At 41.3% G+C, this 12697-nt stretch carries 15 protein-coding genes and 1 pseudogene; 10 read left to right on the top strand and 6 right to left on the bottom strand.

What is annotated here, in order from left to right; translation table 11 throughout:
• On the top strand, window positions 1-472 hold a 472-nt coding region (locus M3650_RS27075; protein ID WP_251579262.1), incomplete at its 5' end, for an IS30 family transposase.
• Between the two features lie 144 nt (window positions 473-616).
• On the opposite strand, the pseudogene M3650_RS27070 reads toward M3650_RS27075, so the two are convergent.
• A pseudogene (locus M3650_RS27070) lies at window positions 617-1012 on the bottom strand (DUF1697 domain-containing protein).
• Window positions 1013-1468: 456 nt separating this feature from the next.
• Here M3650_RS27070 and M3650_RS27065 point away from each other — a divergent pair.
• Genes M3650_RS27065 through M3650_RS27055 form a run of 3 tightly spaced genes read left to right on the top strand, consistent with a single transcriptional unit; the run spans window position 1469 to window position 3149 of the window.
• The gene (locus M3650_RS27065) at window positions 1469-1693 is read left to right on the top strand and encodes an AbrB/MazE/SpoVT family DNA-binding domain-containing protein (RefSeq protein ID WP_251579261.1); all 225 of its coding nucleotides are present in this window, start codon (window positions 1469-1471) and stop codon (window positions 1691-1693) included.
• Window positions 1690-2421: an ABC transporter ATP-binding protein gene (locus M3650_RS27060; RefSeq protein WP_251579260.1), complete on the top strand. Its 732-nt coding sequence runs from the start codon at window positions 1690-1692 to the stop codon at window positions 2419-2421. The genes M3650_RS27065 and M3650_RS27060 overlap by 4 nt, the downstream gene beginning before the upstream one ends.
• Complete coding sequence (locus tag M3650_RS27055) at window positions 2418-3149, top strand: ABC transporter permease (protein ID WP_251579259.1); 732 nt, start codon at window positions 2418-2420, stop codon at window positions 3147-3149. The genes M3650_RS27060 and M3650_RS27055 overlap by 4 nt, the downstream gene beginning before the upstream one ends.
• Here M3650_RS27055 and M3650_RS27050 read toward each other — a convergent pair.
• The 5 genes from M3650_RS27050 to M3650_RS27030 form a co-directional block, all read right to left on the bottom strand.
• On the bottom strand, window positions 3127-3372 hold the full coding sequence (locus M3650_RS27050) for a hypothetical protein (RefSeq protein WP_251579258.1): 246 nt from the start codon (window positions 3370-3372) through the stop codon (window positions 3127-3129). The genes M3650_RS27055 and M3650_RS27050 overlap by 23 nt on opposite strands.
• Before the next feature lie 349 nt (window positions 3373-3721).
• Window positions 3722-4444: an ABC transporter permease gene (locus M3650_RS27045; RefSeq protein WP_251579257.1), complete on the bottom strand. Its 723-nt coding sequence runs from the start codon at window positions 4442-4444 to the stop codon at window positions 3722-3724.
• Window positions 4441-5169, bottom strand: coding sequence for an ABC transporter ATP-binding protein (locus M3650_RS27040; protein WP_251579255.1), 729 nt, complete (start codon window positions 5167-5169; stop codon window positions 4441-4443). Before M3650_RS27040 ends, M3650_RS27045 begins: the two co-directional genes overlap by 4 nt.
• 22 nt (window positions 5170-5191) lie before the next feature.
• Window positions 5192-5644, bottom strand: a complete 453-nt coding sequence (locus M3650_RS27035) for a DUF3021 domain-containing protein (RefSeq protein ID WP_251579254.1) — start codon at window positions 5642-5644, stop codon at window positions 5192-5194.
• A gap of 10 nt (window positions 5645-5654) precedes the next feature.
• Window positions 5655-6095, bottom strand: coding sequence for a LytTR family DNA-binding domain-containing protein (locus M3650_RS27030; RefSeq protein WP_251579253.1), 441 nt, complete (start codon window positions 6093-6095; stop codon window positions 5655-5657).
• An 863-nt stretch (window positions 6096-6958) separates the two neighbouring features.
• Here M3650_RS27030 and M3650_RS27025 point away from each other — a divergent pair.
• The 6 genes from M3650_RS27025 (at window position 6959) to M3650_RS27005 (ending at window position 12629) form a co-directional block, all read left to right on the top strand.
• On the top strand, window positions 6959-7885 hold the full coding sequence (locus M3650_RS27025; RefSeq protein WP_251579252.1) for a type II CAAX endopeptidase family protein: 927 nt from the start codon (window positions 6959-6961) through the stop codon (window positions 7883-7885).
• Between the two features lie 564 nt (window positions 7886-8449).
• Window positions 8450-8977, top strand: coding sequence for a His/Gly/Thr/Pro-type tRNA ligase C-terminal domain-containing protein (locus M3650_RS27020; RefSeq protein ID WP_483311795.1), 528 nt, complete (start codon window positions 8450-8452; stop codon window positions 8975-8977).
• A 388-nt stretch (window positions 8978-9365) separates the two neighbouring features.
• Window positions 9366-9548: an aspartyl protease family protein gene (locus M3650_RS32790; protein WP_369011157.1), complete on the top strand. Its 183-nt coding sequence runs from the start codon at window positions 9366-9368 to the stop codon at window positions 9546-9548.
• A gap of 489 nt (window positions 9549-10037) precedes the next feature.
• Complete coding sequence (locus tag M3650_RS27015) at window positions 10038-10901, top strand: alpha/beta fold hydrolase (protein ID WP_251579251.1); 864 nt, start codon at window positions 10038-10040, stop codon at window positions 10899-10901.
• A gap of 208 nt (window positions 10902-11109) precedes the next feature.
• Window positions 11110-11517 carry a hypothetical protein gene (locus tag M3650_RS27010; RefSeq protein WP_251579250.1) on the top strand — a complete coding sequence of 136 codons (408 nt, stop codon included), beginning with the start codon at window positions 11110-11112 and terminating at the stop codon, window positions 11515-11517.
• A 308-nt stretch (window positions 11518-11825) separates the two neighbouring features.
• Complete coding sequence (locus tag M3650_RS27005) at window positions 11826-12629, top strand: aminoglycoside phosphotransferase family protein (RefSeq protein WP_251579249.1); 804 nt, start codon at window positions 11826-11828, stop codon at window positions 12627-12629.
• Window positions 12630-12697 lie beyond the last annotated feature (68 nt).

The following is a 12697-nucleotide window of genomic DNA, read 5'->3' as shown; positions in this document are numbered from 1 at the left end:
CTTTGGCCACTGGGAGCTCGACACGGTCGTCTCCAGTCGAGGGAAAAGTAAGGCCTGCGTAGCAACTTTCATTGAGCGTAAAACGCGGATGTACGTGGCACTAAAAATACCGGATCGCACGGCGTACTCTATGGAGGTGGCGTGGGGTGTTGTGGCAAGCCAGTATCCAAAGGCTGCCTTTCAAAGTGCTACACTAGATCGAGGCAAAGAATTCGCTTGCTACCATGCCTTGGAGCAGCACCTTGGATTTAAGGTGTACTTCGCTGATCCCTGCTCGTCATGGCAACGTGGCGCCAATGAAAATGGTAATGACCTCTTACGAGAGTTTTTCCCAAAGGGCCCTGATTTTGCTACGGTCACGGATGATGAACTGGCTCACGCCATTCGTCTGATTAACCATCGACCTAGGAAGTGTCTTAGCTGGAGATCGGCTCACGAAGCCTTCATGGAAGAAGTGTCGCACTTGGCTTGACAATCCGTCATTTACACAAATACCCATCTACTATGTGGGTGGTGTCAGCTTTGATGGTACAGGAACTTAGAAAAAAGCCAGAAAGAAAACGATTTGGACACAACTACCACGATTGCCCTATGCCTGAGGCATATCGTAAATGACTTACTTCTCTGCAGCTTGAACTTGCATAAGTTCGTTTATTTTGCGAGTTGTATTTACATTCCTGACTGTCATTTGTTGATATATCGTTGACCCAGCAAGTTTCATCATACCGCTCTTGGTAACATTTTTTCTGTCAACCGACCATAGAATCGCTCCAGTAACATATTTCACCGTATCGATTTCTGGTTTGATGACCAGCTTATCAAGCACTGACTCATCATTGACATCATCCCATAAAAACAGCACATCACTTTTCATCTATTGGTCGTTTGTCCATGAGTCCGGAAGCACTACAGAGTTCATACCCACTCGTTCAAAAGCTTTTTTAAGCAACTTCATGTCAATTTTATTTTTTCCACCAACATTGATTCCCCGAAGCAGTGCGATATAGACCATGATTATCCCCCTATCAATAACATTAAAAAAAATCGTTTCTACATAAATGCACAAAACCATTATAAATACAACGTTCTCTTTTATATCTCACTATTTAGGCTCCACATTAGACACAGGGGTTAATGGAAAGAAAAAACGGAGGAAGCCGCTATTGCGTTTTCTCCGTTTTTTCATTTTGACTGCCTCGTTTATAGCGCCATCGATGATCGGCAGATATTGACCGGGCAATGGATCAATTCAGGGTTCCGCTGACGGGGAGGGCTTTCCTGTTCTCCCAGCCGGTGATGAGAAGTGCCGTTCCACCGAGAGCCTGCTTATCGTCACCAACTCGTAGAAAACTGGCCGGCCGGGCAAAAATCTGCTATTGACTTTTCATTTTTCAAACGGTATGATTTGTTATACAAAGTATACTAGACATACTAAAATAACTAAACTTACTTCCGGAGGAATACAACCATGAGAGAACCTAAAGGCGGCAAATATGCTTGGACGGCAAAAGTTGGAGAAAAAGGGCAAATCGTTATCCCAAAAGAAGCACGGGAAATGTTTGGTATAGACCCCGGTGACACCCTGCTTCTTCTTGGTGATGAAGCACAAGGCATAGCAATTGTAAAGGGTGATATGTTTACGGAGTTAGCCAACAAAGTTTTTGGCACTCAAGGTAGGGAGGAAAAAGGATGAGCGGAATAGCGATAACCAATCTTACGAAAAAATTTAATGAAAGGACAGCAGTGGATTCACTTAATCTGTCTATTGAACAAGGTGAGTTTTTTGCGCTACTTGGGACTAACGGTGCCGGTAAAACAACAGCGATTAAAATGTTATCCTGTCTGCTTGTGCCGACAAGCGGAGATGCTTTGATGATGGGTAACAGCGTTATTAAAAATTCAAATGCAGTAAAACAAATAATTAATGTTTCCCCGCAGGAAACGGCGATAGCTTCAAAATTAACCGTAAAAGAAAATCTGGAATTGATTGCAAGAATTTATGGGAAAAGTGTGCAGGAAGCAACAAAAAAAGCAGATGAAATGCTTGCAACTTTTCGATTAACAGATCGAGCAAAAGAAAGGGCAAAGTCATTATCAGGCGGTACGCAGCGCAAGCTAAGTATCGCTATGGCGCTCATAACAAATCCGCAGATTCTGTTTCTTGACGAGCCTACACTTGGACTTGATGTTCATGCAAGGAGAGATTTGTGGAAAACAATCAGTGAATTGAAAGGCAAAATCACCATTATTTTGACCACCCACTATCTTGAAGAAGCTGAGGCTTTGGCGGACAGAATCGGGATAATGACTCGCGGAAAAATGCGAATTATTGGTACTGCTGAAGAAATTATAAGCGCAACCGGAACGGCAACCTTTGAAGATGCCTTTCTTTCGTTTGCAGATAAGGAGGCAGAGAAATGAGTTTTGTAGCTTTTGCAACACGTAATCGCAAGGAAATTTTAAGAGACCCTCTAAGTATGATTTTCGGTATCGGATTTCCTGTCGTTCTGATACTATTGCTTTCATTCATGAAGCAGAGTATTCCGGGAATGTCTGACGTATTTGCAATTGAAAATTTTGCACCGGGTATGGCGGTTTTTGGATTATCTTTTATTGCTTTGTTCTCGGGGATGCTTATGGCAGGTGACAGAAGCAGTTCCTATTTAATGCGATTGTTTGCATCCCCGTTAACTGGATTTGACTATATTATGGGGTATTCATTTCCGCTTTTGCCGTTTGCAATGTTCCAATGTGCCGTTTGCTTTCTTACTGCCATTATCGTTGGCCTGTCTGTCAGTGTAAATATTCTGATTGCTATCATTGCACTCATTCCCGTTTCTTTACTTTTTATAAGTATCGGCTTGCTGATGGGAAGTGTTCTTTCGAGTAATCAGATGAACGGCGCTGGTGCGATTCTCACCAATGGGGCTTTATGGCTTAGTGGCGCACTGTTCCCTCTGGACACGGTAGGTGGTGCGTTTAAGACGGTATGCTATGCACTTCCGTTTGCTCACTCCGTAGACTTGGTAAAGTCTGCACTCTTTGGAAATTATTCATCTATTCTTTCACACGTTTGGTGGGTGCTGGGATACGCCGCCATTATTTTTATCATTGCGGTTATCCTTTTCAAGAAAAAAATGAAAGGCTGATTTCTTCGTAGCGCAATACAGTACCGTCCTGCCGTTCCTGATCGGCGGAGCAGTATACCTGCTTGCGGCGGCGGGTCTTACCATCTACCTGATGTATCAGTACAGGCGTTAAAAAGTAGGAAAGCCGGAGGCGCGGGCAATGTCTCCGGCTTTCCCGTTGAACGGGCGCATATTCCTGCCCATTCACGCCATGCAACAGGATTTCACGGTCTGTTGCCGACATCTTGGACAAGCTGGAAACCAATGATCGGATTCATTAGGCGTTGGCCGGTCTTTCCACAATACAGTTCTTCTCCGTGTGAGGTATTTATGGCACCCCAACGTTTCATATATTAGTTAGGTTTACGTTTAGACGCAAAGAAACCCGTATGGCAGAGGCACTTTTTTCAGAGTGTCCATCCTACGGGTTACAGTTCAAAGATTGATCAGAATGGTTTCTTTTCTTGTGATTTAATATATATTTTCATAAAAAAGTGTAATCATTTTTAATGGTCATTCTTAAACTAAAGCGCGATCTTTAACTTGTTTAAAAAACAACTACATTGTTGCTTGTAAGCTGGCATACATCAAAATTAGCTTTTCATTTTCTTCTTGAAACCAGTAACCGCAATGACAAATATGACAACTGTATAGCCAATCACACATAATAGTGGTAACACAAGATCACCGTATTCTCCGGCAAGAGCAGCTCGTGTTGCATCAACCGCATGAGCAAATGGGAGCGCATACGCAATTGTTTTAAACACTCCGCCAATCATGTCTAGTGCAAACCATGTGCCACTTAACCATATTGTAATATTGACGAAGATGGCAAAAATCCCACCAACTTGCTTGTCTGTGAAGTAAGTGCCAAGCAGCAGACCTAATCCAATATAAAGCATTGCAATGATAATCAGTACAACGATTGTAAGAAGTACATTCGCATTAAAAGATAAGCCAAAGAAAAATGCTGTAATAAAGCAAACGATAATTTGTAGGGTGGCAACCGGTAATAGCGGAAATGCATAGCCAACAATATAATCAGATGCCGACATTGGAGAAGCAAAGATTCGCATTAAGAACGAACTGCTTCGATCTCGACCAATCAGCATACCTGAAAATAACGTAATAAAAGAAAAACTAAAAACGATAATACCCGGCGTTAATTTTTCAATATTATAAAGGTCAAACGGCATATTTTTCTGCATGATTGAAAAGAGCCACATCATAACAACAGGCAGTCCAACGAATAGGAGATTCAACGGATCTCGAAAAATCTCTTTACGATTACGTGAAGCAAATGCGAAATATCTCATACACCGCTCTCCTCCTCAGTCAGTGTAAGGAATACATCTTCAAGATTAGATTGTCCTGTTGTTTCCTTCAACTCATCCACCGTGCCAAGCGCATGTAATTCCCCACCGTGCATAATACCGATTCGGTCAGCCAGTGCTTCTGCTTCTTCCAAATAGTGCGTTGTTAAAATAATCGTAATCTTTCCTTTAAGTCCGCTTAACACTTTCCATAGTTCACGTCTTGAACGAACATCAAGTCCAAGTGTTGGCTCATCTAAAAAGAGTATTTCAGGATTGGAAATGAGTGCCATGGCAATACTTAGACGTCGTTGCATACCGCCTGACAATGTTTTCGCTTTGTTCTTTGCTCGTTCTGTTAGACCAAACTCTTTCATCATCTCAACAGCCTTCATTTGTGATTGTTGCTTATTGCTGCCATAGATTCTTGCAAGAAACTCAAGGTTTTCCTTTACAGAAAGACTCGGTGCAACGGCCGTTTCCTGCGGTGACACATTGATTTTTTGCTTCACAGCCTTTGAATTTGTCACAATACTATCACCAAGTAGTAGTGCATCTCCACTTGTCGGTGTTAGTAAACAAGAAAGCATCTTAATAGTTGTCGTTTTGCCTGCACCATTTTGTCCAAGCAGTGCAAAAAATTCACCTGTATGAATCGAGAGAGTGAAATGATCGACCGCCTTTCTTGATTGATACTGCTTCGTCAGTTCCTTTATTTCAATTGACATCGATTTATCGCCTGCCTTTTCATCATTTTTCAGCCTTTATAGCAGCATTAATTTCTTGGATATCCTTTTTGGAAATCGTGTATTGGATGAACCATGTAATCAAATACGTCCCTAAAAAATTGACACCAAGAATGATGATGCTCTTGTACGTTTTTGGCATCCAGCAAATAATAACAATCGGCACCCACACAATCGCTGTTATGCAAAAGTGTACGACGTATTGCTTCAGTAAGCTCCATTTTGGAATGTCAAAAACAACAGAACTCGTAGCAAAAGCCACACCAATAATACCTGTCAATATCATTTGTGCTATTACAGCTGTAGTCTCATTTTCAAATAACGATCGAAAGTCTGAGATTACTGGCATAAACTTCCCTTCTCCCAAAGAGAGGGAGATGATAATTTGCACCACTTGTCCGACTAACACACCATATGCAAATCCTCCAGCAGCTCGACTCAATAGTTTTTTCAACATGTTGATCACCTCATCCTAATAACAATTTTTTAATTTTTGAGACGTATCGGCGAGATGCATATGTTTTAATGTCACCCCTTAACAGGATCCCAATTGTCCCGGTAATACTTATGTCCATATTGATAATCATTTTAATATTAATGATTTCCGAATTTGAAATACGGACAAATAATTGACTGTTCAGTTTTTCTTCAAGCTCATATAATCTTGATCGAACCGTATACGTACCATGAGGAGTCTGAACAAAAACCTTTTTCCTCTCCGTATAAATTCTGACGATTTTTCTGCATTCCACGATGATAACGCCTCTTTCCGAAAACACCGCTAATGAATCGGTAGAGGATTCTGAAAGCAGCTTCATGATATCAGTTATTTCATCCGTTATTTTGTCGGTTAGGATGATAATTTTCGGCTCTTTGCAAGATGGTTCAATCGATACTTCAAATTTCACTGCGCTTCATTCCTTTCATCCGTATTCACTATAAAAACCATGAGACTTATTGTAAATGGATTTTCGATAATCGGTCATTTTCGAACGATAACTGGTAAGGAGGAGCTCGGTGTGCTGATTCAATATATGTGTTTCTAAGTGAAAATCAATTTTATAGCTGTTTGGTTTACATTCGGACAGATGTGTTACTTCGCTTAGGAAATTAAAAAAATATCCAAAACATGAAAGACTGGCCTATTTGTATCGTGTTAAGGGGAATTTGTTTCTTCTAAAGAAGCGTGCAGAGGAATCCTTTGATTGTTTCATCATAAGCACTGTGAAGTATATGGAGAAAGGATTGGTTGAAATGAAAAAGCTATCTTCGAAAGCACCGATTCTTTTATTTGTGGTTTTTCTGCTCCTCTTAAGAACCACATTGACAACAAATATGGTTTCCGCGGACCCTCCTTGGATAATACCGACAGTATACAGCAACAGTTCTTTAGTAAATGTGCCATAGGTATCATTTAAAAGACGCCTTGACAGGTGTCATTTTTGTGTTGTGAATTTATAGTCGGGTTACATAAAAATCCATAAAAATGATTTCTGACCAACTCATTTTACAATTGGACCTATATCTATTAGAATTTCAGGTGAATAAGAATAGAAAAATGTAAAGTAAATCGAAGCAAGTGGTGCCAAACAATACAAATGGGCGCATTAAGGTTGACTTTGTCGATGAATATGCGGCGTTATTGTTCTACTAAGCACGCAATTATGACACTTATACAACTAAACATAGAAAAGCATGGAATGAAAATGAGGTATCATGGAAAGCTTTTGTCACCGCAACATATAGCACAAAAGATGATAAGGAGAGAGGAATGACCAAAGGAATGAATGCAATACATGCGGGCTGGCTGTTTCTTGTTTCCTATATAACAGGAAATGTGCTGTCTACCTTTATATTTCCAGATAAACAGCAGCTATATGCTAATTTAGGCTTTTTTCTGCTCTATGTAGCGTTCGCACAAATCGGTTTGAATGTGATTCCTTCTATTGTATTGAAGAGCAGCAAGAAGCTATCATGGGTGTCCGTATTCAAATTCCGTAAGGTGACTTGGTGCACGATGCTGCTAAGTATACTGATTTATGCGGTCAGTCAAATTGTCATGTTGTTTATTCATCAAGCGACAGAAATAATATCAGCAGCGCTTGGGAGAACGTATCAGGTATCCATTTATCCGATTGCAACCGACATCACGTCTCTGTTTCTGCTCATTGTAGCGATTGGCGTAATTCCTCCGATATGTGAGGAACTGTTGTTCAGAGGTGTGCTGTTGACCGGATACGAACAAAAGGGAAGATGGTTCGCCGCGGCGATGAGTTCCGTCTTGTTCGCACTCTTTCACGATAATCCATATCGGCTGCTGGAACTGTTCTTCGCCGCCTGGGTATCGGCCCTGATCGTGCTCTACGCTCGGTCAATCTGGCCGGGGATCGTTATTCATATGGCGACGAACATATTGTATGTAATCGGATCGTATATGCAAGGCGGGGACTTGGTGAAGAGTATATCTTCACCATCTGGTTCTCCTGACTATATTTTGTTAGGGTTCTCAGGAGCAGCGTCCATCCCCGCGCTATATCTATGCTTGCTCCTGCTGCGGAAGATTGATAAGATTGAACGGCCTCGAAACCACTCCAAGGATATATATTCCACTTCTTCGGACATAAAGTATTGGCAGGTGCCGATTCTCATTTCTGTTTGCTGGTTTATATTTGAAATGATTATGATATACAAAACTTAAGAAGCATTATCATGTAAACGCAAGGTCGAAGTTATCTACAATCAGGATGATCTGGTTGATCGGGCGTGGTTTATTATGCTTAAAATCATCAAATCATGAGAAATAATAACCCGGCTTGGGAAAAAGCGAAGACCAAAGACATGAGCGCCACGGTACGTACGCATGCGCAGAGAGGGGGCCCCAGACTGCAAGGCTCCTCGTGCGGGTGGTTGCTTCTTCCTTTGCAGCTGCGGTTCTCGTTGCCCGGGCGGGGCGCTGTTGACTGCCGGGTTACGTCGTTATGCCGTGTATAAGGATCGCTTGCTTCGTGCAGGCGGTCAAATTAGGGTGGTACCACGACGCATTCGTCCCTTGGGGCGGGTGCGTTTTTTTGTATTGGCGGAGAGGTTGGAAGCATTGGTAAAAGTCTTGAAGGTCGGATGAACTGCGGTTTCCTAACGAAAAGAGGAGGAATGGGCAAAATGCGTCAATCACAACTTCTATCCCCAACTTTGCGGCAAGCGCCATCGGGTGCCAAGGCGGCGAGTCATCAGCTGCTGATGCGGGCGGGGTACATCCGGCCGCTTGCAGTTCCACCGCGGCATCGAGGTCGGCCACGTATTCAAGCTCGATACAAAATATAGCGCGGCGCTTGGCTCCACCGTCCTCGATCCGAACGGCCGCGAGCAGCCGCTGCTGATGGGGTGCTATGGCATCGGGGTATCGCGCCTAATGGCTGCGATTGTCGAGCAGCATCATGACGAGCGTGGCTTGATCTGGCCACAGGCGATTGCACCGTTCCACGTGCATGTTATCCCGGTGGCTGTTAAAGATGAGAAGCAGATGCAAGCGGCGGAGCGGCTGTACGCGGAACTGCAGGAGGCTGGCGTAACCGTACTGCTGGATGACCGCGATGAGCGCGTAGGCGTCAAGCTGGCGGATGCGGATTTGTTCGGCATTCCGCTGCGGATTGTGTGCGGCAAGTCGGTGGCGGATGGCATGGTGGAGTGGAAAGAGCGTGCGTCTTCAGAGGTGAAGCTTGTGGAAATTGGGGAGTGTTTGGAGAAGGTTAGGCAGTGGTCGCAGCTATTATTGTGCAGCCCGTTTTGGTAATCTAAAGAATAACAGAAATATGATATCATTCTCCGAAAGAACCGGAGGCTCTTTAACCCCTGAACGAGGGAAGAAGGGCCTCTTTTCGTTACTGTTATTATGAACAGATGCTATAATCAATGAAAGGTGGGTATTTTGTCCAACGGTTACTACTCTGTCTAAGCATGACTCACATTTTATCGCGGTGAAATTTGTTTATCATGAACCTTTTGTTGCTAAAATGAAGACAATAAACAAAGGCCGTTAAAAAGAAATAGAAGGAGGAAGAACAAATGAAATGGCAAAAAGTAAGAGAACTGTTCCCTGACCAATTTGTTCTGGTTTCCATCCTTGATTATCATGAAGAAGGAAATAGAAAAATAGTAGATGAGTATTAAGAATAGTTGATGTGATTATTGATACCGGATCCTCACATACTGTAATTAGTCCTGATGTTTTGGAGAAAATCGGAGTGACTTACGAAATAGGGGATTCTATATATGAAGCATACAGGATTGGTGAAAGCGATCCTTTCTACACGAAAAGGATGGATAGAATAGAATTAGATGTTGGGATGTTGCCGACATCCTAGTGATAAAGCACAGAAGAATATTCAGACAAATCACGACCCGGCCTAAGATAAGAGCTATCTAAGGCCGGGTCGCGTCGTAGATGCTGAAACGTTATATGTTATATGAAATCACAGCAGTAGTATAATATGAAGGTATTCACGGAGGTTAATATGAAATGTATACAGACTGGAATTTCATGAAGAAGAATTAATAGAAGTAAAGAGATTATGGAAATAATTTTGGATGCTATTCGAAGATGGATGTGACTTCATATAACACCGCATTCACGCGGCGAGCCGGCACAAGCCGTCCCTTGGTCCGCCCGAGAAATTTCGGGGGAGTGATGTCAGGCGGACACACCTGCACTGGCTAAGTGGCGAAGGCACCCGGTTCAGGCGGATCTTAAGCCAGTGAGGCGTCGTGAATGCACGAACGTTATACGACAGACCGAAGCAAACATATATCTAAAAGATTAATCCAACAGTTGAATAAAGAAGGTGATTCAAAATATGAAAAGAACGAATGAAGTATATAAAAACGATGAATTGTCAATTGAATACTCAATTATTAATAAAGGAGGAATTCCCATTCTCGTAATGCACGGTGGACATTCAAATTGTAATGAAGAATTTGGATATACAGAGTTAGAACAACAAGGATATTCGATACTTACACCTTCTAGACCAGGGTACGGGAAAACATCTCCTAATAATGGCTTAAACCTATCAACGGCTTGCAATTCATACATTGAGCTCTTAAATCATCTTAAGCTAGACAAGGTTCATGTAATTGCAATTTCTGCAGGTGGACCTAGCGCGATTTATTTCACTTCTAAATACCGAGAGCGTGTAAAAAGCCTTACGTTACTATCTGCTGTATCTAAAGAATGGCTTACACCTAAAGATAAAGAATATAAAGCAGCCAAAATTCTTTTCCACCCTTCACTGGAGAAATATACATGGAAGTTACTCAGATCTATGAGTAACATATTTCCAAAATTTATCTTTAAGCAGATGGCTCCTTCTTTTAGTAAATTGTCATATGCTAAATTAAAAAGCCATATTAGTGATGAAGATATCAATAAGTTTAAGAAAATGATAGAACGCCAACGCTCTGGGCAGGGATTTTTTATAGATTTATCACAGACAGGTAATATCACTCTCTCAGATTTGCAATCAATTAAGTGCCCGACTCTTATTCTGCATAGCCGAAATGATGGGGCTGTTTCAATCGAGCATGCGTATAATGCACATAATAATATTTCGAATTCCAAACTTTGTATCCTTAATACATGGGGACACCTAATATGGCTTGGACAAGGAGTAGAGGAAATGAATATAGAGCTATTCGATTTTCTACATGCTAATAATTAATCTGGGAGTTATTCAAGAGGTCCGTCGGATAACATAATATTCGCTTTGCGGACAGTTTGGGATCTCGGGCTTTGCCTCGAGTTCGTGACAACCTTAAGGTGGTGGGGTGTCGGGAATGCCCGACCGTTATATAAAATTGCGCAGTTGACCGCTCCGTCCGTGTGGCGGATTATTAAATGCATGAATCATTTTTTATGGGGGATTAATAATGAATAAAATGATTGAGTATGGTTTTTTATGCACAAGTAAGGATGAAAAGGCACTAATGAATGCTCTTTACAAATTTTTAGAACCACTTAATAGAACGTTCTCAAAAACTAACAATAAAGGTATGTTGAATGCGAGATTGCCATATGTTTATAAATATTTTTATTGGAATTTGAATAAAGAAAAGCAAGTATATGTAGAAATGTACCCAAATAAAGATTTAGAAGGAAAATGTAAGTTTTCAAATGAAGACGTTGGGTGGGTATTGTTTGCTAATCTAAAAGATCAAGCACCACCATATCATGTTCCTATCGAGGAACAAGAAAAATATCTTAATGATTTACTAAGTTCATCGAATTTTGATTATGTAAAACTGTTTGAGTACAGCGATGGTGAAGAAAGACTATAGTTGCATGTGCTGTAGTGATAAGAGAGCAAATGGAAATCATTCGAGATGGCACAGGCATCGTCTAACAACATATTCACGCGGAGGGTCCTAGCGGCCCTTGGTCTGCAAGAGTATTTTCGGTGAAGTGGATTCAGCAGACAACCCTGCACTGGCTAAGTCCGTCGGACCTAGTCGCATTCGCTCCCTTAAGGTTTTCGGGTTCGTGAATACAAGAACGTTATAGGAAATCCCCGCGAAAGGTAGAGAAAATAATGAAGGATCTTATCCATAATATCATTTGGAAGGAAAGATGTAAGGATTTCCAATCATTGTTAGCACAAGATGTTCCAAAAAATATTATTCCAATGGATTCTGGACTTGAAGCAGATGTATTTAGGATCAGCACGACGGAATCTAATTTTGTATTAAAAGTATGGAATCGGGATTCAAAGCCAGATATATCAATTCAATATAATCTGTTAAAGGGTTTGTATAATCGAGGAATTGCAGTTTCAAAGCCGTGTGGTTGGGGAGTGGATGAAAACAATAATCAAGTTTTATTAACCAGTTTCGATGGTACACCTATTAATAAAGTGAATAAATTGAAACTTACTGAAATTGCAAATATATTAACTGAGATACATAAATTTCCGACAGATATATTGGGTAGTAGAACAATGCCTAGATACGATTTTGTAGACTATTTCTTCCCAGGACTTGACGATCAGTTAGATATAAAAGAACTATTAATCCAACTCGTTGGAAGTACAAAGATGGAACAAAATTGTCTCATTCATGGTGATTATAATTTGGGAAATATCCTTGAATCAGATGGAAAGTATACAATTATCGATTGGACGAACGTCCAACTTGGCGATCCAAGATATGATATTTCATGGTCAATTATTTTAATTTGGATTTATGTAAGTGAAAGGTATTGTTCAACTTACCGTTCTGTATTTTTAGCGATGAACAATTACACTGGGGATGAACTAGAAAAATTTGAGGCTATTGCTTGCCTCCGATGGATTCTGCTAAACAGAATTGCACATCTTCCAAAACGGAATAATACAATTTCAACGGTTAGAACCATCTTAATGAAGAATAAATACTTGAATGAAGAATTACTTTGAAGGTTACTCGAAGAAGGCGGACGCATCCGAACCACCCAACCGCATCGCGGCCAGTCACTTCGTTCCTT

It is taken from the genome of Paenibacillus sp. MER TA 81-3, assembly GCF_023713585.1.
In the GTDB taxonomy this organism is placed as follows: Bacteria; Bacillota; Bacilli; order Paenibacillales; family Paenibacillaceae; genus Paenibacillus_B; species Paenibacillus_B profundus.
Note: the sequence above shows the minus strand (reverse complement) of the source record. Positions and strands in the feature narration are given on the sequence as shown.